The 25057-nt window shown below is 53.3% G+C and carries 26 protein-coding genes; 12 read left to right on the top strand and 14 right to left on the bottom strand.

Features of this window, described 5'->3' with window-relative positions:
- Positions 1–37: 37 nt before the first annotated feature.
- The 7 genes from Q4551_RS07105 to hslV all read right to left on the bottom strand — a co-directional run bounded on the left by Q4551_RS07105 (position 38) and on the right by hslV (position 8244).
- Positions 38–565: a hypothetical protein gene (locus Q4551_RS07105; protein WP_303432770.1), complete on the bottom strand. Its 528-nt coding sequence runs from the start codon at positions 563–565 to the stop codon at positions 38–40.
- Positions 566–586: 21 nt separating this feature from the next.
- Positions 587–1702 (bottom strand): hypothetical protein, encoded by a 1116-nt coding sequence (locus Q4551_RS07100; protein WP_303432769.1) that lies wholly within the window; start codon positions 1700–1702, stop codon positions 587–589.
- A gap of 456 nt (positions 1703–2158) precedes the next feature.
- Positions 2159–2896 (bottom strand): 23S rRNA (guanosine(2251)-2'-O)-methyltransferase RlmB, encoded by a 738-nt coding sequence (gene rlmB, locus Q4551_RS07095; protein WP_303432768.1) that lies wholly within the window; start codon positions 2894–2896, stop codon positions 2159–2161.
- A 62-nt stretch (positions 2897–2958) separates the two neighbouring features.
- Positions 2959–5643 carry a ribonuclease R gene (rnr, locus tag Q4551_RS07090; RefSeq protein WP_303432766.1) on the bottom strand — a complete coding sequence of 895 codons (2685 nt, stop codon included), beginning with the start codon at positions 5641–5643 and terminating at the stop codon, positions 2959–2961.
- Positions 5644–5765: 122 nt separating this feature from the next.
- Positions 5766–6137, bottom strand: a complete 372-nt coding sequence (locus Q4551_RS07085) for a DUF971 domain-containing protein (protein ID WP_303432764.1) — start codon at positions 6135–6137, stop codon at positions 5766–5768.
- Between the two features lie 227 nt (positions 6138–6364).
- Complete coding sequence (gene hslU, locus Q4551_RS07080) at positions 6365–7711, bottom strand: ATP-dependent protease ATPase subunit HslU (RefSeq protein WP_303432763.1); 1347 nt, start codon at positions 7709–7711, stop codon at positions 6365–6367.
- Positions 7708–8244 carry an ATP-dependent protease subunit HslV gene (hslV, locus tag Q4551_RS07075; protein WP_303432761.1) on the bottom strand — a complete coding sequence of 179 codons (537 nt, stop codon included), beginning with the start codon at positions 8242–8244 and terminating at the stop codon, positions 7708–7710. The genes hslU and hslV overlap by 4 nt, the downstream gene beginning before the upstream one ends.
- A 212-nt stretch (positions 8245–8456) precedes the next feature.
- Here hslV and Q4551_RS07070 point away from each other — a divergent pair, with 212 nt between their 5' ends.
- The 5 genes from Q4551_RS07070 to pgi all read left to right on the top strand — a co-directional run bounded on the left by Q4551_RS07070 (position 8457) and on the right by pgi (position 14028).
- On the top strand, positions 8457–8942 hold the full coding sequence (locus tag Q4551_RS07070; RefSeq protein ID WP_303432760.1) for a peptidylprolyl isomerase: 486 nt from the start codon (positions 8457–8459) through the stop codon (positions 8940–8942).
- Between the two features lie 162 nt (positions 8943–9104).
- Positions 9105–9683, top strand: coding sequence for an LPP20 family lipoprotein (locus Q4551_RS07065; RefSeq protein WP_303432758.1), 579 nt, complete (start codon positions 9105–9107; stop codon positions 9681–9683).
- A 102-nt stretch (positions 9684–9785) separates the two neighbouring features.
- Positions 9786–11282: a hypothetical protein gene (locus Q4551_RS07060; protein WP_303432757.1), complete on the top strand. Its 1497-nt coding sequence runs from the start codon at positions 9786–9788 to the stop codon at positions 11280–11282.
- Positions 11283–11584: 302 nt separating this feature from the next.
- A complete protein-coding gene (locus tag Q4551_RS07055) occupies positions 11585–12241 on the top strand; it encodes a bifunctional 4-hydroxy-2-oxoglutarate aldolase/2-dehydro-3-deoxy-phosphogluconate aldolase (protein ID WP_303432756.1) in 657 nt (218 codons plus the stop codon).
- Positions 12242–12369: 128 nt separating this feature from the next.
- Positions 12370–14028 carry a glucose-6-phosphate isomerase gene (gene pgi, locus Q4551_RS07050; protein WP_303432755.1) on the top strand — a complete coding sequence of 553 codons (1659 nt, stop codon included), beginning with the start codon at positions 12370–12372 and terminating at the stop codon, positions 14026–14028.
- A 44-nt stretch (positions 14029–14072) separates the two neighbouring features.
- Here pgi and mutM read toward each other — a convergent pair whose 3' ends face one another.
- From mutM to radC, 4 genes are all read right to left on the bottom strand, one after another.
- Positions 14073–14897 carry a bifunctional DNA-formamidopyrimidine glycosylase/DNA-(apurinic or apyrimidinic site) lyase gene (gene mutM / locus Q4551_RS07045; RefSeq protein WP_303432754.1) on the bottom strand — a complete coding sequence of 275 codons (825 nt, stop codon included), beginning with the start codon at positions 14895–14897 and terminating at the stop codon, positions 14073–14075.
- Between the two features lie 219 nt (positions 14898–15116).
- Positions 15117–15275: a 50S ribosomal protein L33 gene (gene rpmG / locus Q4551_RS07040; protein WP_036533854.1), complete on the bottom strand. Its 159-nt coding sequence runs from the start codon at positions 15273–15275 to the stop codon at positions 15117–15119.
- Between the two features lie 11 nt (positions 15276–15286).
- Entirely contained in the window at positions 15287–15523 is a 237-nt protein-coding gene (rpmB, locus tag Q4551_RS07035) for a 50S ribosomal protein L28 (protein ID WP_303432752.1), read from the bottom strand.
- Between the two features lie 228 nt (positions 15524–15751).
- Positions 15752–16426, bottom strand: a complete 675-nt coding sequence (radC, locus tag Q4551_RS07030; protein ID WP_303432751.1) for a DNA repair protein RadC — start codon at positions 16424–16426, stop codon at positions 15752–15754.
- Between the two features lie 168 nt (positions 16427–16594).
- Between radC and coaBC the strand changes: the two genes are divergently transcribed.
- From coaBC to slmA, 4 genes are all read left to right on the top strand, one after another.
- Positions 16595–17803, top strand: a complete 1209-nt coding sequence (gene coaBC / locus Q4551_RS07025; protein ID WP_303432750.1) for a bifunctional phosphopantothenoylcysteine decarboxylase/phosphopantothenate--cysteine ligase CoaBC — start codon at positions 16595–16597, stop codon at positions 17801–17803.
- 43 nt (positions 17804–17846) lie between these two features.
- Positions 17847–18305, top strand: coding sequence for a dUTP diphosphatase (dut, locus tag Q4551_RS07020; RefSeq protein ID WP_303432915.1), 459 nt, complete (start codon positions 17847–17849; stop codon positions 18303–18305).
- A 124-nt stretch (positions 18306–18429) separates the two neighbouring features.
- Positions 18430–19332 (top strand): acetylglutamate kinase, encoded by a 903-nt coding sequence (gene argB, locus Q4551_RS07015; protein ID WP_303432749.1) that lies wholly within the window; start codon positions 18430–18432, stop codon positions 19330–19332.
- Positions 19333–19343: 11 nt separating this feature from the next.
- Positions 19344–19958: a nucleoid occlusion factor SlmA gene (gene slmA, locus Q4551_RS07010; protein WP_303432748.1), complete on the top strand. Its 615-nt coding sequence runs from the start codon at positions 19344–19346 to the stop codon at positions 19956–19958.
- A 70-nt stretch (positions 19959–20028) separates the two neighbouring features.
- Here slmA and Q4551_RS07005 read toward each other — a convergent pair whose 3' ends face one another.
- Both Q4551_RS07005 and pyrE read right to left on the bottom strand, forming a co-directional pair.
- On the bottom strand, positions 20029–20745 hold the full coding sequence (locus tag Q4551_RS07005; RefSeq protein ID WP_303432747.1) for a hypothetical protein: 717 nt from the start codon (positions 20743–20745) through the stop codon (positions 20029–20031).
- A complete protein-coding gene (pyrE, locus tag Q4551_RS07000) occupies positions 20745–21392 on the bottom strand; it encodes an orotate phosphoribosyltransferase (protein ID WP_303432746.1) in 648 nt (215 codons plus the stop codon). Before pyrE ends, Q4551_RS07005 begins: the two co-directional genes overlap by 1 nt.
- A 235-nt stretch (positions 21393–21627) precedes the next feature.
- Here pyrE and Q4551_RS06995 point away from each other — a divergent pair, with 235 nt between their 5' ends.
- Positions 21628–22401, top strand: coding sequence for an exodeoxyribonuclease III (locus tag Q4551_RS06995; protein WP_303432745.1), 774 nt, complete (start codon positions 21628–21630; stop codon positions 22399–22401).
- A 138-nt stretch (positions 22402–22539) separates the two neighbouring features.
- Here the strand turns inward: Q4551_RS06995 and rph are convergent, their stop codons facing one another.
- On the bottom strand, positions 22540–23256 hold the full coding sequence (gene rph, locus Q4551_RS06990; protein WP_303432744.1) for a ribonuclease PH: 717 nt from the start codon (positions 23254–23256) through the stop codon (positions 22540–22542).
- 111 nt (positions 23257–23367) lie between these two features.
- On the opposite strand from rph, the gene Q4551_RS06985 reads away from it, so the two are divergent.
- Complete coding sequence (locus Q4551_RS06985; protein ID WP_303432742.1) at positions 23368–24243, top strand: YicC/YloC family endoribonuclease; 876 nt, start codon at positions 23368–23370, stop codon at positions 24241–24243.
- 511 nt (positions 24244–24754) lie between these two features.
- Positions 24755–24937, top strand: coding sequence for a hypothetical protein (locus Q4551_RS06980; RefSeq protein ID WP_303432741.1), 183 nt, complete (start codon positions 24755–24757; stop codon positions 24935–24937).
- Positions 24938–25057 lie beyond the last annotated feature (120 nt).

Here is a 25057-nt window from a genome sequence, read left to right as displayed (position 1 = left end):
AGGTGTTGGCTGGTTCGGTGTCGGGCGCTTATCCAACCTACGACTGGTGCGTAACAAGCTGTTCCCAATTCAAACCGTTAGCAGCACTTGCAAACCTTGTTTCCCAAGGAACAAGAGAAGAAGTATTCAATGAGCTAATAGGATTCATCAGGAGTACACTATCTAATTCCAGCAAGTTGGCAAAAGCACTCACTGCATAGCCTCCCATAGAACCATCATAGCCAATTTTCCGTCGAAATTTCTTCAACTGCAAAGCAAAACTCTCAAGAAAATCAATAAACAAATCATTTCTGTACCAAGTAGTCTCTCCCATGCAAGAAAAAGATATTACATTTAAATTTTTCTTGCAGAGATACTCATATCCCCATGGAGAATACGAGGTTTCATGTATATGATTTGGATTAGTAACCTCTCCCGCATTCGAAAAGCTTATTACCAATGGGGCTTCAGTGTTCAAAATTGAATATTTTAAATAAACACCCCCAACAACCCCGCAACCTTTACAAGGTTTAGAACTGGAATGGTCCAATTCTAAAATGTTGACACCATATAATAATTCGAACAAAGGCAATACCCCAGAAATAACTTACTTCAATAATGACTTATAATATTCAATCTTTTCTCTTATAAACCCACCATGCGGCCTGAATCTATTGGCGATAAGCATCAAAGAATTTGCTTTCTTCAGGTCAACCTTCTCCAAAAGCAAAGCCGAGTCTCGCACAATATCAATCTCTTTTTCTGTAAGACAATCTGCTTTATAGGATAAAGTTGAGATAATACCCAATATAGAATTGAATTCTTCTTCTGTGAACTTATAGTTGCTTTCATCAGGGTAGTCTTCAAAACTACCATCAAAACTTTGTTCAAGACCAAACCAATCAAATAAAGTATGATTTTTATTCTCAAAAACGGAATAAAATTCTTGTGCTTCCTTCTTTGATGGCATCACTTTACGGCTATCACGGTTAATTTTTGACCTGACTTTGTCAACGATCACGGATGGATAATCCAAATTTATGAGAAGATGTGAACACAGGCTATATAATCTACTAACCCCCTCGTTCACCCGGATGGATTCCAAAGAATAAGGGAGGTTTATTATTCTTGGGAAATCTGAACAAATATCACCATCAATCAAGTTATTTTTTTCGAACAATCGAAGTGAAACAGATTCTTTTCCAAAAATATTGCACCATATTTTTATTTTGCTTTCAAAATCCAAATATTTTTTCAAATCGTCCGTTAATTCAGGTAATGCTGAAGCAGAATGTCCGCATAAACAGCTAGACAACATAAGTTTCGGAACACTACATTTTGCGGCCTGTTGCTTAAACGATAACGCAAGTTTATCCTGGCGTCTCAAATAAACAATAATAACCACCTTATCAAAATAACATAAAATAGTTTCTTTTAATTTGGATATTTCCTCTTCATTATTCAAAAGAGAAAAATGTTCTCCAGAAATGATAACGTTATCTTGGGTCGATTTACCCAAGAAACCATCAAAATCTGAAGACACTTCATACTCCATTGACTCACTACCTTTTATCTTAATAAAAGATGATGAATTACCCAGTTTATCAAGTGACAAAAATTCCCAACCGACATCCAACAAATTTGATCTATTATTATATAGAGCTAATTGTAATGACGAAGACCCCGTCTTATGAAACCCTATATGCAAATACAATGTTCTCATATTTATTCTCAAAAAAATATCTAGTATTTATTTTATCACTAATTATTGCACCTAGGAACCCTTCAGAAAGAGTACCTCATCATGGTAAACCAAGTCTGAGTTCTCTTTCGTATTAAGATATATTTAATGACGGATTGGACAGATTTGCTCTGACGCTAGAGCTCGACAAGACCGCTTTGGTTCATGAGTGGCACTGGCCACAATCGATTGGCACTGCCTGTCGACAGCTTGCAAGAGTTTTCCTAGAGAACGTGCACCTGATTCCACGGCAAAAGAGCCATAAAAGTTGCCTGTTAGCCTCAACGACGACAGATATGGACTTTGATCTTATGCTGATAACAGGATGTTATGCGTCGCTACACTAGTCCAACCTACCATATGACTTTGGTCATCAGGTAGGTTGAAAAAGCCTGGGAGACTACGTTCACGCCACCAAAACAACAGGCCAACGGTTTATCACGACAGCCGCTGCCGCACCGCTTCAAACAAACAAATACCGGTCGCTACCGAGACATTTACCGAGCTGACTTCCCCCGCCATCGGGATATTGATCAAATGATCGCAGTGTTCGCGGGTCAGGCGGCGCATGCCAGCACCTTCAGCCCCCATCACCAGTGCCAGCGGACCTGTGAGGTCTTGCTGATACACCGCGGTGGTGGCTTCTCCTGCGGTACCCACCAGCCAGATACCGCGTTCTTGCAGTTCGGTCATGGTACGGGCCAGGTTGGTCACCTGTACATAAGGCACGACTTCCGCAGCACCACAGGCCACCTTGGCAACAGTGGCATTCAGCGGCGCTGATTTGTCTTTTGGGGCAATCACCAGGTGCACACCGGCAGCATCGGCGGTGCGCAAGCAGGCACCCAGATTGTGCGGGTCGGTAACGCCATCCAGAATCAGGATAAAGGCCGGGCCTTCGATGCGATCGAGTACATCTGGCAGATTACGCTCGCTCACTCCCTGTAGCGGCTTGCGGAACGCAATGACGCCTTGATGGTTACCATCGGCTTTCTGGTTCAACAACCCTTTGTCGGCTTCACGAATATCCAGGCCAAGTCGCTGGGCTTCGTCCAATACCTTTTGCATGCGTTGATCAACGCGGCCTTTTTGTACCCAGACTTCTGTCACCTGATCCGGGCTGCGTTGTAGCAGAGTGGTGACGGCGTGCAGGCCGTATACAGCATCAAGCTTCATTCATTTGTCTCGTTGGAGGGCCACTCGCGAGCGAATGGCAAACAGCCCTCAGTGTATGCTAGTCAGGGTTTGGTGGTACTTTTGGCCTTTGAGCCAGCTTTGGGAGCGGCCTTGGGTCCAGGAGCGGCTTTACGCTTCGGCTTTTTGGCTTTTGGTTTGGCTTTGGTAGCCGCCGCCGCAACACCACTGGCGGGTGCTTTTTTGGCGTTCAGTTTCTGGCGCTTGCTGGGCGATTTTTTGCGGCTTTTCTTTTTACCACCAGCCGCGTCTTTCTCAGCCACACTGCCCCCTTTATTGACAGCAGCGCCGGCTACCATGGCGGGAGCGGTTGCCGCCGCGGACTTGTTGGCCGCCGGTTTTTTACGGCGACGACGGCCAGAAGGCTTGAGCGTTTCATCCTTGCTGCCAGTCGTTGTTGCTCCAGAGGCGGTGCTTTTGGCCCGCCGACGAGGCAAACGTGGCGCTTCCGGCGCCGCTTGCCCGGCTTTGCCTGGCGCGGTAGCCAGATCGAAGTCGACCTTGCGTTCGTCCAGATTAACACCCGACACCTGCACCCAGAGGCTGTCTCCCAGGCGGAAGGTGCGGCGAGTGCGTTCGCCAACCAGCCGGTGTTTGGTGGCATCAAACTGGTAGAAGTCATTCGCCAGCGAGGAGATATGCACCAGCCCTTCGACATAGACGTTTTTCAGTTCAACAAACAAACCAAAGCCGGTCACGGCCGTGATAACGCCTTCGAACACGTCACCAACCCGATCCTGAATGTACTCACATTTAAGGAAGTCGTTCACGTCCCGAGTGGCGTCATCGGCACGACGCTCGGTCATGGAGCAGTGTTCACCCAGCTGGATGACTTGCGCCGTATCGTAGGGATAGATTTCGGCCTTGGCCAACGGCTTGGCACCTTCGGCACGGATGACGTTACGGCATTCCTGTTCGCTGCGAATCACGCTGCGAATAGCACGATGCACCAGCAAATCCGGATAGCGACGAATCGGCGAGGTAAAGTGAGTGTAGGCCTTGTACGCCAGACCAAAGTGGCCTTCGTTTTCCGGGTGATAAACCGCCTGACTGAGCGAGCGCAGTAACACGGTCTGAATCAGATGGGAGTCCGGGCGATCCTGAATACTGCTGAGTAATTCCTGATAGTTTTTCGGAGTCGGCTTGCCTTTACCGGTATTGATTGCCAGCCCCAGCTCACCAAGAAACGAGCGCAGGTTTTCCAGCTTGTCTTCATTCGGGCCTGGATGGACGCGGTAAACACAGGGCACCTGATATTTTTCCAGGAAGCTGGCTGCGCACACGTTGGCGGCCAGCATGCACTCTTCAATCAGCATATGGGCATCGTTCCGACTGATCGGCACGATTTCCTGAATCTTGCGCTCGGCATCAAACACAATGCGGGTTTCGACCGAGTCGAAGTCCATTGCACCCCGCTCTTCACGCTTGCTGCGCAACAGCTGGAACAGGCTGTACAGATTTTCGATGTGAGGCACGACCGCCGGGTAATGATCACGCCAGATCTGGCCTTCTTCACTGCGCGGTTGCTGCAGCATCGACCAGACCTTGTTGTAAGTCAGGCGGGCATGAGAGTGGATCAGCCCTTCCATAAACTTGTAACCGGAGATGTTCCCGGCTTTGGAGATGGTCATTTCGCACACCAGCACCAAACGGTCCACTGCCGGATTCAGGGAACACAGCCCGTTGGACAGTTTTTCTGGCAGCATCGGCACCACAAACCCGGGAAAATACACCGAGTTGCCGCGGGTATGGCCTTCAATATCCAGTGCCGAACCCGGTTTAACGTAGTGGGATACGTCGGCGATGGCAACGTACAAACGCCAGCCACCGGTGTTCTTGTTACGTTCGCAGTACACCGCATCGTCGAAATCGCGGGCATCTTCACCGTCGATAGTGACAAACGGCAGGTGACGCAAATCAATCCGGTTGGCCTTGTCTTCCTCACGTACTTCGTCAGACAGCTTTTTGGCTTCGACGGTCACCGCCGCTGGCCATTCGTGGGGAATATCGTGGCTGCGAATAGCCACTTCGATTTCCATGCCCGGAGCCAGATGCTCGCCCAGCACTTCAACTACCTTGCCAACCGGCAAGCCACCCTGTTTTGGCTGGGCAACGATTTCGACCATTACAAACTGGCCGTGCTCGGCACCGTTACGTCCATCAGCAGGAATCAGCACTTCAGTGCTGACACGCTTGTTGTCGGGCTGCACCACGCCAACACCGGCCTGGTCGAAATAACGGCCGACGACGTGCTGGGTGTTACGTTCGAGTACCTGCACGATCTTGCCTTCCGGACGCCCACGGCGATCCAGGCCAAGAATCTGCACGGCGACCTTGTCACCATGAAAGACTTTGCGCATTTGCCGGTTCGACAGATAAATATCGTCGGCATCGCTGCGCAAGACGAAACCAAAACCGTCCTTGTGCCCCATGACGACACCGGTCACCAGGTCGGCTTTTTCCATGGGGAAAAACTGGTTGCGCCGGTTGCTCATCAGCTGGCCGTCCCGCGACATGGCGATCAGTCGGCGGCGCAGGGCTTCAACCCGCTCGGGATCTGATTCTGTCAGCGCTTCACACACATCTTCATGAGTCATTGGACGGCCGGATTGCTCCAGCAGCGTCAACAATGCTTCCCGGCTGGGTACCGGATTGTCGTATTTCTTTGCCTCCAACGCGGCGTTGGGGTCGTGAATGGGGGAGTTTTTTGGGGTGGGAGAATCCGTCAATGTACGGCTCCTGTTTTTATGAGGGATGTGTTTGGGCGCCACAGGCGGCTGGTCGAGACCGGTTTTATGTTATTCATGCCAGACAGTATACCCAAAGGCAGCTGATGCTGCTCAATCTGCTGTCATAGTCCACGAATATTAATCAACATGGACTCCCGACCCACACCGGCAGCGGCCAATTGATCAAGGTAATCTTGCCAGAGCGTTGCCTGATTCATACACAAATGGTGCAAATAAGACCAGTCGTACAGCCCGGAATCATGACCATCGTCAAACACCAGTTTCAGGGCGTAGTTGCCAGCGGGTTCAACCCGCAGCAGGCCGACGTCTTTTTTACCCGATTGCAGCACGCCGTTGCCGGTACCGTGACCGCGTACTTCGGCTGAAGGTGATAACACCCGCAGGAATTCGAAACTGAGTTCATGGCTTTGTTCGCCGTAGCGTAATACCAGGCAACGGCTGCTTTTTTTAACGGTGATGCCATCTGGCTTCATGGGGTATCTCCCGAACTGAGGGATGGAACACGTGGCAAATGTTGCCAGATTAGCGTGTGTTGGTCGTTGCGGCTAACGGTTTGGGTTGTCGGATCACGGTAATCAGTATGGATAGACGCCGGTCTCTCGGCGACTCGATTAAACATCTATATATCCAAATACCCAACCAAATATTGAACGCGGTTGCTCTTATGGCAAGAGCAACCAGCGTCAACCAGGCCTTTGGCTCAGAGAATAAACTGGCTCAGGTCCTGGTTTCTCACCACATCGCCCAACTGGGCTTCAACATAAGCGGCGTCGATGACAACGGCGTCGCTCAGGTCGGTGGCGTCAAAGGAAACGGTTTCCAGCAGGCGCTCCATAATGGTGTGCAAACGACGAGCCCCAATGTTCTCGGTGCTTTCGTTCACCTCGTAGGCGATCTCCGCCAGGCGCTTGATGGCGTCCGGGCGGAATTCCAGCTCCACGCCTTCGGTCTGCAGCAAGGCACGGTATTGTTCCGTCAGCGAGGCGCTGGGTTCAGTCAGAATACGTTCGAAGTCGCCCGGCGTCAGCGCTTGTAATTCAACCCGGATTGGCAAACGTCCCTGTAGTTCCGGGATCAGATCTGACGGCTTGGCAACGTGGAAAGCACCGGAAGCCACAAACAGGATATGGTCAGTCTTGATCATGCCGTGTTTGGTGCTGACGGTACTGCCTTCAATCAGCGGCAACAGGTCGCGCTGTACTCCTTCACGGCTGACATCACCACCGGAACCGGATTCGCCTCGCTTGGCAACCTTGTCGATCTCGTCAATAAAGACGATGCCGTTTTGCTCTACCAGGTCGATCGCTCTGGCTTTCAGGTCTTCCATATTGAGCATTTTGGCCGCTTCTTCATCCTGAAGCTGCTTGAAAGCATCGCGGATTTTCAGCTTGCGCGTGGTTTTTTTGTCGCTCCCCATGTTGGAAAACATGTTCTGCAACTGGCTGGTCATTTCTTCCATGCCTGGCGGCGCCATAATCTCAACGCCTGCCGGTGCCTGAGCAACAGCGATATCAATTTCCTTGTCATCCAGCTGACCTTCACGCAGTTTCTTGCGGAAAATCTGACGGGTGGAGGAATCTTCGGTTTTGGGGCTGGTTGTGGTGTCCCACTCGCTTTGTGTATTGGAACGAGCCGGAGGCAGTAAAGCATCCAGAATACGTTCCTCTGCCGCTTCTTCAGCCCGGTGGCTGACTCGCACCATCTCTTGCTCGCGCAGCATTTTAATGCCGGTTTCGATCAGATCCCGAATAATGGATTCCACGTCTTTGCCGACATAACCCACTTCGGTGAATTTGGTTGCTTCGACCTTGATAAAAGGAGCGTTGGAAAGTTTGGCCAGACGTCGGGCAATTTCGGTTTTACCCACCCCGGTCGGACCAATCATCAGGATATTCTTGGGGGTCACTTCATCGCGCAGTGCCTTTGGCAGCTGCATGCGACGCCAGCGGTTACGCAGGGCAATCGCGACGGATCGTTTGGCATTCTGCTGGCCAATAATATGACGGTCCAGCTCGTGAACAATTTCTCTCGGGGTCATTTCGCTCATGCGTCATCTCCGGCAGACAGGCATTCAACCGTCATATTGTTGTTGGTAAAGACACAGATCTCTCCGGCGATAGTGAGGCTTTTTTCGGCGATGTCTCGTGCCTCCAGGTCTGTGTTGTGTAACAGGGCACGAGCCGCGGCCAGGGCAAATTGACCACCAGAACCCACACCAATCAGATCTTCTTCCGGCTGCACCACGTCGCCATTACCGGTAATGATCAGGGAAGCGGTGTGATCTGCCACTGCCAGAATCGCTTCCAGCTTGCGCAGCGCACGGTCCGAGCGCCATTCTTTGGCCAGCTCGACGGCGGCACGCGTCAGCTGGCCATGATGTTGCTGCAGCTGGGCTTCAAATTTTTCAAACAGGGTAAATGCATCCGCGGTACTGCCCGCAAACCCGGCCAATACCTTATTGTTGTAGAGCCGACGGACCTTGCGTGCATTCCCTTTCATCACGGTATTACCCAGTGATACCTGGCCATCACCGGCAATCACCACCTGGTCACCACGTCGGACGGATACAATCGTTGTCATAGCGTACTTCCTGCTTACATTCGGGTCAGCGGTAAAAGATGGGGCCGTCAATCACGAAATCAAGTGTCTATGCCAAGCGGATTACATTTGCGTTTACCGCACTGTTATTTCTGGCTTGGACTGCCTTTACTTACCTTTGACGCTTTTTTAACAGTTGCCTGACTTTACCGACAGCCGGATACTCTACAATTGAATATACGCTGGAAAACAAGATGATTACTGCCAATACCGTTGTTGAATTGCACTACCGCATGACCGATAGCGAGAACCAACTGATTGAGTCGACTTTTGATGGCGAGCCAGTGCTGTACATGCACGGCAAAAAACAGATGCTGGGGGCATTTGAAGCGGCCCTTGATGGCCGCTCTGCAGGGGATGAATTACTGCTGACCCTGACCCCGGATCAGGCTTATGGCCAGCGCCGCGATGACGCTCAACAACGGGTACCGGTAAAACATCTGCAAGGTGCCAAACGCTGGCGCGCCGGAATGCTTGCAGAAGTTCAGACAGAACATGGCCCGCGCAAGGTGACGGTCGTCAAAGTTGGTAAATTTATGGCCGATGTTGATACCAACCATCCGCTGGCAGGCAAGACATTGACGTTTCAGGTGTCGATCCTCAGTACCCGTGATGCCACCGCCGAAGAACTGGCCCATGGCCACGCCCACGCCGGTGATCACTGCGGACACGGGTCCTGACAGACGGATCTGCCGTACCAGATCAATCACATTGTCATGGTGCTGGCGTAGCATGGGACAACAGGCAAGACAGGTCATATTGACATTACAAAGCATGAACCATTCAGGGTGTTGGCTTATCTGATCAGAAAGCGACCCCATTCATATCACAAGGAGAACGTTATGGCGTTTAAACATTGGGCAATGGCGGCGGCTGTCGCGGTTATGGCAGGCTGCTCATCCAACCAGTCGATCGAAACCCAACCGGTCAGCTGTGCTTTTGCTGATGGTTCGGGCAAGGCAGCACCGGAATGGGTTTGTGGCGCACCGATTGATGGTGTCGACCTGACTGCGGTTGGTTATGCCGACAAAACTGCCGCTGGCCCCAACTTCATGAAACAAATGGCGGCCACTGCTGCTCGTGTTGAGCTGGCTCAGACCATGCGTATCGAAGTCCAGAACATGATCAAGCAATATGCTGAGACCACGGGTACCGGGGATGGCGAAACCGTCGACAAGGTGAATTCCTCTGTCACTCGCCAGATCACCAAGGAAACCCTGGTTGGTTCCAAAATCCTGCGCCAGATGCCGACCCCAAGCGGCGGTATGGTGGTACTGGTTGGTCTGAATGCCGACACCATGGCCCAGGTAACGGAACAGGCCCTGAAAACCTCCATGGCCAATGATCAGGCGCTGTGGCAGAAATTCCAGTCCGAAAAATCCTTTGATGAACTGGCTGAAGAAATCGCCAAACTGAAATAAACCGACTGCCCAACACAGCAGCAGCCAGGTTCACCTCGCTCTGCTGTGTTGGTTCCATCCCCCGACAACGGCTCAGGTAACTTAACTGAGAGGGCAAGTGCCATGAACGTCAGATTCCAGCAAGGTTTACGCGGCTTTGTTGCTGTCGTCACCTTGATGACCAGTGCCTGGTCACTGGCCGCCACCCCGACACAAACCAATGAATACCAACAGTGGTTACAGCAGACCCAGGACAATTATCAGTCCTATCTGGATAAAAATGACCGCGCTTTTCTAACCTTCCTCAACCAGCGCTGGAAAGACGTCGAGGTTGAACCGGCACAACAACGAGATCCGGAACCCAAGCCGGATACTCTGCCGGTTGCCCGCCCGGCCCCGGTCGATACACCAGAACCAGCCCGGCCCACCAGTGAACCGCTCCCGCCACCCGTCGTGGTGGCGCCATTACCCCCTTCGACACCCCGGCCCGCGGTTATCCCACCGGAATCATTGCCAGCCAATCCCAATACCGTACAACTGACGTTTTATGGACGCAGTCTCAGTGTCGAGATTCCCGATGGTTTCAAACAGACATTCAGCGGTCGCCCTGATAACAAACGTATTGCCACTTACTGGCAGCAACTCGCCAGCAGTCAACATCAATCGCTTGTCGATGCGCTAACAGCCGCGGCCAGTGACTGGCAATTAAACGACTGGGCTACCGCCGTGCTGTTCAGCCAATTTGCTCACGCCCTGCATGATGACCCCAACAGTCAGGTACTGAACTGCTGGTTTTTACTGGTCAAAGCCGGTTTTGATGCCAGAGTCGCCTACGACCAGCAAATTCACCTGCTGCTACCGGCCCAAGAAAAGCTCTACGGCGTCACCTATTTTGAGCTTGACCAGCAGCGTTATTACGCCATTCAACCCGGCGAGCAACCACTGGGACTGGGGACCGTCAAAACCTATCAGGGTACTCATGAACTGGGCTCACGCCCCATCGGTTTTAGCGATCCATACCGCTTTGTACCTGGTGGCGGCGAAGAAACACGAACGCTCAGCTTTCGCTGGCAAGGCCAGACTGAATCCCTTCAGGTCAGTTACCCTGCCGACTACAGCGCTTATCTGGCCACCTACCCGCAACTGGCACTGCCAGGCTACTTTCAGGCCGGATTACCAGCCGTTACGGCCCAGCAATTACTGGATCAATTACGGCCTCGACTGGCCCGACTGAACGACCGTCAGAGCAAAATCAACTACCTGCTACGGTTGGTGCAAACCGGTTTCCGTTATGAAACCGACGCCGAGCAGTTTCAGAGCGAGAACTACCTGTTCCCGCTGGAAACCCTGCACTACCCTTACTCCGACTGCGAAGACCGCGCTGCTCTGTTTGGCTGGCTGGCGCAACAGCTGCTGGATGCTGATGTGCTGATTGTCGAGTTACCGGGCCACGTTGCCACCGCCATTGCCATGAACGCCACCGACAGCGCCATCACCGGCAGCGGCTGGCGGTTTGAAGGCAAACGCTACCTGGTAGCCGATCCGACCTACATCAATGCCGATCTCGGCATGATGATGCCCCGTTATCAAGACCAGACACCGACGTTAAGAAAATTCTGATCCCGCTGGGCGTCAAGCGTCATTGCCTCCGAACCGGTACTCACCAAGCAAACTGGACAGTCGAGAGGAGGCAGTCGCGCAACCCGGTGAGCGAGGCAATATGATGAATTCATTGTACTGTCGGTATCAGCATTCATCCTGCTATTCCGGGAGCGTATATTGCATAAAAACAGTAATAATCACTCGAACCCCTGATAGCTGGGGTTTCCACATATGTCAGGGCGGCCAGATACCAGCACTTGTCACATCGAATCTGTATGATTGATGCAATCCTGGCTCACAGTCGCGCACAAGGAGTTGTTATGACCACAAGCAATTATCCCGCTACGTTTATCTCGCAAATTGATGATCTGGTCGCTCTGGCACCGGTGATTCCGGTTCTAAAGATTGAACACCTGGAAGATGCCGTACCCCTGGCTCAAGCACTGGTGGATGGCGGTTTGCCGGTTCTGGAAATCACTCTGCGCAGTGACGCCGCACTGGATGCCATCCGCGCCATTGCTGAACACGTTCCCGAAGCTCGGGTGGGAGCGGGTACCGTCACCAATACGGCCAATCTGCAGGCAGCCATTGACGCCGGTAGTGAATTTGTTTTTACCCCTGGCGCCACACCGGCACTGCTGGCTGGTGCGATTGCTGCCAATATTCCCATGGTACCGGGTATCCAGACGGTCTCGGAGATGATGACGGCGATGGATTTTGGCTACCGCCGCTTCAAGTTCTTTCCCGCCGCTGCCGCCGGTGGCACGGCCATTCTGAAGTCCATTGCCGGACCGTTTCCAGAAGTGCGCTTTTGCCCGACAGGAGGCATTCGTCCCGGTAATGCCAACGATTACCTGAGCCTTGGTAACGTTATGTGTGTCGGCGGTACCTGGCTGACACCGGATGAGCTGATTGCAGCCAAAGACTGGGATGCCATTCGCGAACTGGCCAGAAGCGCCAGCAACCTGCGCGGCTAAAACCCGTGCCCAACCAATACCTGTGACAGACAACAGAATGGCGACCTGTACCCTGCGTCGTTTTGTTGTCACAACGATCAATAACAATTCATTTAATCCGTTTACCGTAAGACAGACAAGGAATACCAATGTCCGCCGTTACCCAACTACCCGCCTGGCAAGCCCTCCAAAAGCGCGTCGAACCAGCACTTGAAACCCCGATCCAATCACTGTTTGATGACCCGGAACGTTTTGACAAGTATTCTCTCAAGGTCCAGAACATCTTGCTGGATATCTCCAAGAACCCCATCGACGACGAAACCTTCCAGCACCTGCTGGCATTGGCGCGTCAATGTGATCTGGAAAAATGTCGCGACGATATGTTCAACGGCGAACATATCAATGTCACCGAAGACCGGGCGGTGCTGCATACCGCCTTGCGTAATCGCGGGCACTCGCCGGTGTATGTCGATGGTGAAGATGTCATGCCTGTCATTGAGCATGAACTCAAGCGTATCCGGGTGTTTGTTAATGCCGTTCGCAAGGGCCGCTGGCGCGGCCATTCCGGCAAACGCATTACCGATGTAGTCAACATTGGTATTGGTGGTTCTGACCTTGGCCCACGCATGGTAACCCAGGCGCTCAAGCCCTATGCCGACGACCAGATCAAGATCCACTTTGTGTCCAATGTCGATGGCATGGAAATCGCCAATGTGCTGAAAGGACTCAACCCGGAGCGGGTATTGTTTGTGGTGGCGTCCAAAACCTTCACCACCGCCGAAACCATGACCAATGCCCAGACCGCCCGTAACTGGCTGATGGCATCCTCGTTCGACAGCCGCGCCGTGGCGCAGCACTTTGTTGCCGTCTCCAGCAACGCCGAAGCCGTCAAAGCCTTTGGCATCAAACTGGAAAACACCTTCCAGATGTGGGATTGGGTTGGTGGCCGCTTTTCATTATGGTCTGCCATTGGCTTGCCCATCGCCCTGTATCTCGGCTTCAGACAGTTTGAAGAATTGTTGCAGGGTGCACATGATATGGACCTGCACTTCCGCAATGAACCATTAGAGCGCAACGCCCCCATGTGGCTGGCCCTGACGGCCTTATGGAACAGCACCTTCATGGGCCGCCACAGCCAGGCGATTTTGCCGTACGACTGGCCATTGCAGAAATTCTCGGCCTACCTGCAGCAAGCGGAAATGGAAAGCAACGGCAAATCCGTAGACCGTAACGGCGATATTGTTCCTTATACCACCGGGTCGATTATTTGGGGTCAGCTCGGGATTGATGGCCAGCATGCTTTTTACCAATACCTGCACCAGGGCAGTACCGTCGTACCGGCCGATTTTATCGGTTCGATCGAAAGCAGCACTCCCGTGGAAGGCCACCATGAAAAACTGATGGCCAATTTCTTTGCCCAGACCGAAGCCCTGATGTGTGGTATCAATGCCGACGACATTCGTCGGGACCTGACCGCCAAGGGCATGTCGAGCGCCGATATCGAGCGCCTGATTCCCCATAAGATCCACCAGGGCAACCGCCCGACCAACAGCCTGCTGCTGGATCAGCTCAACCCACGCACACTGGGTGCCTTGATTGCCCTCTACGAGCACAAGATTTTTATCCTCGGTACCATCTGGGACATCTGTTCTTTTGACCAATGGGGCGTTGAGCTGGGCAAAACCCTGGCAAAAAATATCCTGCCCGAACTGCAAAGTGGCGACGTGCGTAACGACCACGATGATTCCACCCGCAACCTGATGCAGTACTTTGTCGAGCAACGCAAAAACAGCGGCAACCTTGAATAACCTCTCCATCTAACCCACCGTCTGCTGACGGTGCACATCGCCGTCTAGCGGCGTTGACACAGCGGGCAATACACGGTTGCCCGCTGACCCTGACGAATCTCCTTCAAGGTCGTCTCACACACCCGACACGGCTTGCCACCTCGTCCATAGACCTGCAACTGCTGGGCAAAATAACCGGGATTGCCATCACTGTTGACGAAATCCCGCAGCGTTGTCCCCCCCTGCTCAATGGCTTGCCCCAGCACCTGGCGAATACAGTCCAACAAGCGTTCGAACCTGGGCTTGCTGATGTTGCCTGCTGCTGTTGTTGGCCGGATACCCGCCATAAACAGGCTCTCATTGGCGTAAATATTCCCCACCCCTACCATGGTATGGTTATCCATAATAAACAGCTTGATTGCCTGCTTCTTGCCCCGGCTGCGCTGATACAGCGACGCAGCGGATAACCCCGACTCCGCCTCGGGCAATAACGGCTCTGGCCCCAGGGAAGCTATCTGGCTTAACACGGTATCAGGTGCCTGCCATAGCAATGCGCCAAAGCGTCTGGGGTCGTGATAACGCAAGATCCAGCCGTTACCTAACACCCAGTCAATATGATCATGAATCCGCGGATCTTCTTCGGCCTTCACCAGTCGCAACGACCCCGACATACCCAGATGCCAGACCGCTGTCCCGGCGTCAAACTGCAACAGCAAGTACTTGCCCCGGCGACTCAAGCCCGTCACCTGCTGGCCCGTCAATGCTGATATCTCATCGGCCACCGGCCAGCGCAAGCGCGACTGGCGCACCACGACATTCTCAATGGTCTGATTGAGCAGGTAAGGGGTAATACCCCGCAAAGTGGTTTCTACTTCAGGAAGCTCTGGCATAGTGTTTTAACATAATGTTTTGACATGGTTGTTGGACGGTTGTTGGGCATGATGTTCTGGCACCGCGGCAAACAGACAGCCTGCAGAGGCCGCTCTGACAGTATCAAATATAAACCGCAAACAGAGCGCACAAAGCTCTCGACAGCAAACGCCAGACATAAAAAAACCCGGATAGCCTAAGCTATAACCGGGTTTTCAAGCCTGTACAGGAAGAATCAATTACTTGATCTTGGCTTCCTTGTACATCACATGCTTGCGAACAACGGGATCAAATTTCTTGATTTCCATTTTCTCAGGCATGGTGCGCTTGTTCTTGTCTGTAGTGTAGAAGTGACCGGTACCGGCACTGGACACCAGACGGATTTTATCGCGTGGCATAATCAGTCTCCTTAGAATTTCTCGCCGCGAGCACGCAGCTCGGCCAGCACCGGATCGATGCCTTTCTTGTCGATGATACGCATACCTTTAGTTGATACACGCAGACGAACAAAACGGCTTTCGCTTTCTACCCAAAAACGGTGATATTGCAAGTTGGGTAAAAAACGGCGCTTGGTTTTGGTATTTGAGTGGGAAACATTATTCCCGGAAACAGGACCTTTTCCTGTTACCTGACAAACCTTAGACATGGATCTAGCCCCGATTCTTAACTGTATCGATCAATCTGAATTTCGTTAGCAACCGTGGGCTTGGAGCGCTTTTACAAGCGACACCAGATAGGCCCTGGCTGAAAAGAGTTGCGCTTTATACCAAAACCACAAACACAGCGCAAGCCGAAGTTTATTTTTTGTACGGAACCTGGCGACCCGAAATCGTCGTTTTACCGCCCTGAAACACCTGCGCCTGTCGCTCTCAGGTCAGATCCAGCCTCGCTCGGCAAAGGACACTTCTTCGCCATCACCCACCACGATATGGTCCAGCACCCGGATATCCACCAGCCCCAGAGCCTGCTGCAACTTGTCGGTAATATGCCGGTCCGCCCGGCTTGGCTCCGCCACACCGGAGGGGTGATTATGAGTAAAGATCACGGCAGCAGCACCGTAGGCCAGCGCCTGCTTCACCACCTCACGCGGGTACACCGACGCACCATCAATGGTGCCCTGAAACAGCTCCTTGTACTGGATAACCCGGTTCTGGTTATCCAGAAACAGACACGCAAACACCTCATGATCGAGATCCCGGATCTGTGCTGACAAATAACGCCGGGTCAATTCCGGGCTGGTCAGGGCATCACCTTTTTGCAGCTGCTCCGCCAGATGACGGCGAGCCATTTCCAGCACGGCTTGTAACAGCGCAAACTTGGCCGACCCCAACCCCAGAGGCTGGCAAAAACGCTTTTCACTTGCCATCAAGAGCGGCCGTAAACCACCAAACTCCGCCAGCAACTCCCGCGACAAATCCACGGCACTTTTGCCTTTGACCCCGGTACGTAAAAATATCGCCAGCAACTCGGCATCCGACAGCGACGCCGCTCCCTGAGCCAACAGTTTTTCCCGTGGACGTTCCTGCTCTGGCCAATCCCTGATTGCCATTATCTGCCTCCTTGCAGTGCTGTTATGCTTCGCTCATTCAACCACCTGACGGGCACAGCATCTGTCATCGTGCCGTCACCTTCCGGGTGCCATTATGATACGAGGCTCCTTCGTTTCACCTGTGCGTTATACTGACGCCAATTTTACCCCAGTACTGACGAGCTCTCCATGCTGCAATTAGCCAACAAACGTATTTTGCTCGGTATCAGCGGCGGCATTGCTGCCTACAAATCCGCCGAACTGGTACGCACTCTGACCAAGGCCGGTGCCACTGTTCGAGTCATTATGACCGCTGGTGCGATGGAATTTATCACCCCGCTGACGCTGCAGGCCCTCTCCGGTAATCCGGTGCACCACGCCTTGCTGGATGAGACTGCCGAAGCCGGTATGGGTCACATCGAACTGGCACGCTGGGCTGATACCATCCTGATTGCACCGGCCAGTGCCGACCTGATTGCCCGCCTTGCCGCCGGTATGGGGGATGACTTGCTGACCACCGTCTGTCTGGCCAGCTCAGCACCGCTCTGCCTGGCACCGGCGATGAATCAGCAAATGTGGGCCGCCGCCACGACCAAGAACAATCTCTCGACATTGGCACGGCTGCGCGGCGATGCATTGGCTCTGTTTGGACCCGGCAGCGGGGCCCAAGCCTGTGGCGATATTGGCCTCGGCCGAATGCTCGAACCCGAAGCGATTGCCCAACAACTGGCCGACCGTTTTGTTAGTGGTACCCTGGCGGGCAAGCAGGTGGTCATCACGGCCGGACCAACCCGCGAAGCGCTCGACCCGGTGCGTTACATCAGCAACCACAGCTCTGGTAAAATGGGTTATGCACTGGCCCAGGCGGCACTGGAAGCCGGAGCGCAAGTTACACTGATCTCCGGCCCGGTCAGCCTGCCCGTACCCGAGCGGATCACCCTGGTGCCGGTCACATCGGCCACTGACATGCTGACGGCGTCATTAGCGACGCTGGGTCAATGTGACGTTTTTATTGCCAGCGCCGCCGTGGCCGACTACCGGCCGGCGGCGGTAGCGGAACAGAAGATCAAGAAAGCCGGTGACGAGATCCAGCTAACGCTGGTCAAGAACCCCGATATTATCGCCACCGTGGCCCATCATCCACAACGGCCGTTTAGCGTTGGTTTTGCCGCCGAAACCCACGACGTCGACAGTTACGCCCGCGACAAACTCGAGCGCAAAAATCTCGATATGATCATTGCCAACGATGTCTCGCGTCAGGATATTGGCTTCGGTGCCGAAAATAATGCTGTCACGCTGTACAGCCGCCACGGTACGACCGAATTTGACGTCATGAACAAAACCCTGCTGGCGCGGCAACTGATCGCAGCGATCGCCCAGCAGCTCAAGGCGCAATAACAGCCCGCCGATGCCACTCATAAACCAACAGGAAGCCGCTACAGTGCATACCTTGCAATTCAAAATTCTCGACCCGCGCCTCGGCGAGGCCATTCCACTGCCAGAATACGCCACCAGCGGATCAGCAGGGCTGGACTTACGCGCCTGCATCGAAACCGACAGCCTGGTTATCGAACCCGGCCAGACCGTACTGATTCCCACCGGAGTGGCGATTTATATCGATGATCCCGGTCTCGCTGCCGTGCTGCTGCCGCGCTCAGGCCTGGGCCACAAACATGGCATCGTACTGGGCAATCTGGTCGGTCTGATTGACTCCGATTACCAGGGCCCGCTCATGGTATCCTGCTGGAATCGTGGCACCGAACCGTTCACGCTGAATGTCGGCGAACGTCTGGCACAGCTGGTGCTGGTCCCCGTGGTACAAGCCCGGCTCCAGCAAGTAGAAGACTTTACGGCAACAGAACGCGGCAGCGGTGGTTTTGGCCACTCTGGCCGCCACTGAGCCATCCATAGCGAGCGCCAATCGGGTCAGGCTATACTGCCCGATTGCCAATAACCTGAACCATACTCATACTGCAGGGCCGATTGAGTGATCGGCCTTGCCCTGCACCCGATGGAGCCCCACCATGCCGCTGAACCGCGATGACGCTATCCAAACCGTCAACGTTCTGAGTCAGGCCCTGCCCTACCTGCAACGCTTTGTAGGCAAAACCATTGTCGTCAAATACGGCGGCAATGCCATGATCGACGAACATCTGAAAAACAGCTTTGCCCGCGATATGGTGATGCTGAAACTGGTTGGCATCAACCCGGTTGTGGTGCACGGCGGCGGGCCACAAATTGGCGAGTTGCTGACCAAACTCAATATCGAAAGCCACTTTGTTAACGGCATGCGCGTGACCACCAGCGAAACCATGGACGTGGTCGAAATGGTACTGGGTGGCTTGGTCAACAAAGACATCGTCAACCTGATCAACCAGAACGGTGGTGATGCCATTGGCCTGACCGGTAAGGATGGCCAGCTGCTGCACGCTCGCAAGCTGCATGTGACCCGGGCTTCTCCGGATCTGGAAAAACCGGAAATCATCGACATCGGCCACGTTGGTGAAGTCGCCAGTATCAACACCAAGGTGTTGGACATGCTCAATGACAGTGATTTTATTCCGGTTATTGCACCGATTGGTGTCGACTCAGAAGGTCGCTCCTACAACATCAACGCCGATTTGGTTGCCGGTAAGGTCGCGGAAGTACTCAAGGCCGAAAAACTGATTCTATTAACCAATATCGCCGGTTTGATGGACAAGCAGAACAATATCCTTACCGGTCTGACTACCCGGCAAGTCGACGACCTGATTGCTGACGGTACCATCTACGGTGGCATGTTACCCAAGATCCAATGTGCGCTGGATGCCGTCCATGCTGGCGTCACCAGCGCCCATATTATTGATGGACGCGTGGCACACTCGACCCTGCTGGAACTGTTCACTGATGAAGGTGTGGGCACTCTGATTACCAACCGCAAAGGCTGACAGGAGGATTCATGGCACAGGCGGAAAACAAGCTATCCCGCAAGGACCAGATACTTCAGGCTCTGGTGCATATGCTGGAAACCCAGCCTGGGGCCAGAATCACCACCGCCAATCTGGCAAAAGAGGTGGGCGTCTCAGAAGCGGCGCTGTATCGCCACTTCCCCAGCAAGGCAAAGATGTTTGAAGGGCTGATTATTTTTATAGAAGAAACAATTTTCAGCCGTATCAACCTGATCCTGCAAGACATCGACACCGCTGAAGCGCGCTGCCAGCACACCCTGATGCTGTTGCTGACATTTGCTGAACGCAACCCCGGCATGTGCCGCTTGTTGTCTGGTGATGCCCTGGCGGGAGAAACCGAGCGCCTGCGTCAGCGTATCCAGCAGTTTTTTGAACGGCTGGACACCCAGTTCCGACAAATCATCCGGGAAGCCGAATTGCGTGAAGACAAGCTGCCACAGCACACGGCCAGTGCGCTGGCCAACTTGTTGACGGCTGTGGTCGAAGGCAAGATCCGTCAGTTTGTACGGACGGAATTTGCCCTGAAACCCACCGCCTATTGGGATGAACAGTGGCCGCTGTTACAAAGCCAGTTATTGCGGGCAAAGCACATTCCGACCTACTGAATAAACGGCAACGGCATAGACGGAATAAACGGACGGAAGACTCAACAGCAGGGACGCCAAGCCAGCTGGCCTAGCGGCTGACGGGAGGAGTGGCCTTGATAAAACGATCAACCCGGTCAAAATCCACCTCGTCGTACAAAGTACCTGGCGGATAAACCTGCAGAATGCGTATGCGCTCATACTGCTCCGCATAATCCCGGGTAATACGCCCTAACTCAGCACGACGATCCCGGATATCCCGTTGGCTGTCGGCAATCACATCAGCGATCTCGTCCACTTCGTCCTGAATATCCTCAGGGACCGGATCACCTTTACTGGTAAAGCGCTCAGCCTGCTGCTGTGCCACTTGCAGCTTTTCTTCCAACGCTTGCTGGCGACGTTCCTGCAAGGTGATATAGGTCGCGACTTCTTCTGACTTGCGCAGCCTGGCCCGTTCAACATCCGATGGCTGCTCGTACAACCGCAGCAGATTGATATCCGCTTCTTTTTGCTGGGCAATTTGCTCTTGTCGTTGCAGCTCAGCCGCTTCTCTGGCGCGCCGGATAACCAGCTCTTCTTCTGTTGGTGCAGGAGCAACCACTTCCAGCACCATACCGTTACTGCCCAGCACCTCGTAGCCCTGGCCCACCAGCTCAGCCGGTATTCGGTCCCGCAGCACCGTCTGACCATCGACCTTGAAACGATACAACTTGGCGGCAACAACTTCCGATGCCAGCAAAGAACCCAATAGCGCAACCAGCAAGCGACTACGAGCAAGCCATTGTTTACCGTTCAAGTATCCCAGCATCAGCACACCCCGTATTGCGCCCGATACGCTTCGATAGCAGACGCGTGGTTTTTCAGATCATCCTGGGTCGCCACATAGTCCAGCACCTGATTCAGGGTCACGATACTGGCCACCTTGATATCGAAGTCCCGTTCTACTTCCTGGATCGCAGACAACTCACCCTGGCCTTTCTCCTGGCGATCCAGCGCAATCAGGGCCGCTGCCGCCGTTGCACCCTCAGTACCAGCGATCAGGGTCATGACTTCCCGAATAGCCGTTCCAGCAGTAATCACATCGTCGACAATGACCACACGGCCCGCCAAAGGCGCACCCACCAGATTACCGCCTTCGCCATGGGCCTTGGCTTCCTTGCGATTAAACACATAAGGCACGTCTTTCTGGTAGTCATTGGCCAGCGCCACGGTCATGGCTGCCGCCAGAGGAATACCTTTGTACGCCGGGCCAAACACCACATCGTACTGCAAACCAGCATCTTCCAGTGCGGCAGCGTAAAAACGCCCCAGGCGAGCAAGGGCCAAACCGCTGTTAAACAACCCGGCATTAAAGAAATAAGGGCTGATTCGACCCGACTTTAGCGTAAACTCACCAAACTTCAGGACACCCTGCTGAATAGCGAATTCGATAAATTCTTGTTGATAGGCTTTCATATCGCATCCTGAAAAGGGAACTAATATAAATGGAACGAATAATGCAATGGCAGGAACTGGTCGACAGTCAATAGGAAAGCAAGTGCAGGTCAGAGCGCTACCGACCTAATGCACCGCCTCACCGGACACCAGACAAGTACAACAAGTGAGACAACTCACAACCAAATATTGCCTCAGTTTACCCGCACTTAGATTGATGGGTTATGATACACGCTTCACTAGTTGGGAACCACGTATGCGAGTTATCACTTTACAGGTAGACGGGCTGCAACAGGCAGTAGATAAGGGCCTGTATGCATGGCTGAGCATGGCCGACGCCGATGTCGTCGCCATCCAGAATCTGCGCGCAAAAGAATATCAGCTTTCTGACGATGTCGTTTACCCGCGAGATTTTAACGCCTACTTTTTTGATGCAGAGGCGGATGACTATTCAGGTGTTGCCATTCTCACCAAAGAGGTTCCCAAGGCCATCATGACCGGCCTGGCGTTCCCTCAGTGCGATATGCAAGGCCGCTATATCCAGGCCGACTTCCCGCACGTCAGTGTTGGCTCCATCCTGTTTCCATCCGTTGATGTCTTTAACAACCTCGACGACAAGCTGGCCTTCCAGAAATCGTTTCTGGAGCATTTGCAAAAAAATCGCCGCAAGCGTCGCGAGTTTATTATTTGCGGCAATTTTGAAGCCGCTCATAAAACCGTCGACCTGGCCGATTGGCAATCCAACCAGAACAAGCCCGGATTCCTGCCGGAAGAACGCGCCTGGTTTGACCAGATCTTTGGCCCGGTCGGTTACGTTGACGCCTTCCGCGAAGCCAATTTTGGCGAAAACCAGTTCACCTGGTGGCCAGATGCCGAATGCGCCCGTCGCAACCAGAATGGCTGGCGCAAGGACTACCAGATTTGCAGCCCCGGTGTTCGCCAATACGTTGTCGATGCCAAAATCGAAAACAGCCTGCAATTTGGTGATCACGCCGCGGTGATGATCGAGTACGAATTCGACGACGAATAATCGCCCTGGCAGCAGCGCAACAAACGCCAGGCACAAAAAAGCCCGCGACCGTGCGCGGGCTTTTTTGTGTTTTCAGAGTCATCATCTGAATAAAACCATTCGGGCGATATCCCCTGTGGATATATCGCCCAGGCAAGATCAGCCGTTCAATGCTGCAATCTGCAGATCAGACAGCTCATTAATGCCTTTCTCTGCCAGCGCCAGCATGGCGTTCAGCTCATCACGGGTGAAGGTATTACCTTCGGCAGTTCCCTGCACTTCCACAAAGCCGCCATTCGACGTCATGATTACGTTCATGTCGGTTTCAGCGGCGGAGTCTTCCGGGTAATCCAGATCCAGCACCGGCTCGCCCTTATAAACCCCCACAGAAACCGCCGCGATCATGTGCTTCAGAGGCTCTCCCTTGAGTTTGCCCTTTTGTTTCAACCAGTTGATGGCATCCACCATGGCAACACACGCGCCGGTGATCGACGCCGTACGAGTGCCACCATCGGCCTGGATCACATCACAATCAATGGCGATGGTATTTTCACCCAAGGCCTTCATATCCACAGCAGCACGCAGGCTGCGGCCAATCAGGCGAGAGATTTCTACCGTACGGCCCTGCTGCTTGCCCTTGGCCGCTTCACGTATCATGCGCGAACCGGTTGAACGCGGCAGCATACCGTACTCCGCCGTCACCCACCCCTGGCCCTTGCCACGCAAAAACGGCGGCACATTGGTTTCCACACTGGCGGTACAAATCACTTTTGTATCACCGCATTCAACCAGCACAGAACCTTCCGCGTGTTTGGTGTAATGGCGAGTAATACGAACTTCGCGGAGTTGATCAGGAGCACGACCACTGGGTCTCATACAATTTCCTCTTCTGTGCTTAAAATATCTTGATGGGGCGGCATTATAACGACATGGCAGGGGTATCTGGCCACCACCGCTCTACCGGTTACTCACTTACGGAGCAATTCCATGGTTTACAGTATGACAGCCTTTGCCCGCCAACAGGCTGACACTCCCGCTGGGCAGATTGTCTGGGAAATTCGATCCGTCAACCACCGCTACCTGGAACCACAGTTACGCCTGCCCGACAACTTTCGTGAACTGGAACCAGCACTGCGTGAACGGTTAAAGAAACAGCTGGGTCGCGGCAAAGTCGAGTGCCAGCTACGACTACAACCAAATCAGCAACAAAGCGCACTGAATATTAACGAACGGCTGTTAGAAAACCTCAGCCGCACTCTCGACACCATCGCCACCAAGATCCCCGATGCCGCTCCTGCCAACCTGCTCGATATCCTGCAGTGGCCCGGCCTTATGAAGACCCCTCCGGTCGATACCCAGGCAATACAGCAGATCACCCTGCAAGCCTTTGACGACTGCCTGACCAACCTCAGCCACAGCCGCGCCCAGGAAGGCCTCAGCCTGGCATCACTGATTCAGCAGCGACTTATTGCCATGGATACACTGGTCGCGACCGTAGAAGCCCACCTGCCCGAAGCCCTCACCAGCCACCACCAGCAACTGCAACAACGTCTGGCCGATATGCTGGGGGCACGCAGAGGCAGCGCCAATCCGGAACGCCTGGAGCAAGAAATGGTGATACTGGCGCAAAAGGCCGACGTTACCGAAGAACTCGACCGACTGCGCACCCACATTCAGGAAACCCAAAATATCCTGCAACGCACAGAGCCTGTTGGCCGCCGTCTTGATTTTATGATGCAAGAGCTGAATCGCGAGGCTAACACCCTGTCTTCCAAATCCCTGACCACCACCACAACACAAGCGGCCATTGAGATGAAAGTACTGATAGAACAGATGCGCGAGCAGATCCAGAATATTGAATAGCTTCTTGGGTAATGAATGTGATAAAACGCCCACATCCAAAGCTCTGACACCCGAGCAGAAGCGCATCATCAGAAAAATCCTTCAGATTGAAAGTAATAATGGCCTCTGCTCTGGTTTGAACAACAGCTGCGATTCCAGCACTACCGCACCGCTGGCGCGGGGAATCTCGATGCGGATGGTGCTACGCTTGTCTGAAACGGATGGATTGCCCTGTGCAGAGGCTGCTGCTGGCAGATTGACCGGCACGCATTCAGGTGCACAGGCGCTTTCGGTACCTCGATGATCCAGCGCCGGACCATGTTGGCGTTAAGCCCGTTATCCAGAGCAATTCTGGAACCTGACGCTGTCGCAGCTGAGCATCCACTTCGAAGGACGGATCGACAGCTACGTGGATCTGTAAGTAATGGGTGACACAGAACTATGAACACCCTCCATCCTGACGGCGGTAGCGACAGGCTCAAGATGGGATTACCGGACGCTTATAGAACATCGGCATAGCGGCGTTCACTTAATGACACCTGCACAACAGCATCAGGGCATTGATACAGAGCTGTTAGCCAAACGTGAAGCAGTTTATAAACGAACAAAGAGTCTGAATCCCAAACGCTGGTCTGGCGGTATTCGAAACAGGGAAGTCGTCGGAGCCGTCTCGCTCAGCCCTGGAGAATTGCAGGAGATTGAGTTCAATAAATAGGCTGCTTAAACGCAGCTATTTGGACAAATGGATTGCAAACCACTGTAGTGGTTCAATGATTCCGGACACCAACGTAGGTGGTAATATCGCCACCATAAACGAGGTGTCTGATGACCAGCA

It is taken from the genome of Oceanobacter sp. 5_MG-2023, assembly GCF_030548165.1.
Lineage (GTDB): Bacteria > Pseudomonadota > Gammaproteobacteria > Pseudomonadales > Oceanobacteraceae > Oceanobacter.
The sequence above is the reverse complement of the archived record's forward strand: the minus strand, read 5'-3'. Positions and strand labels throughout refer to the sequence as shown.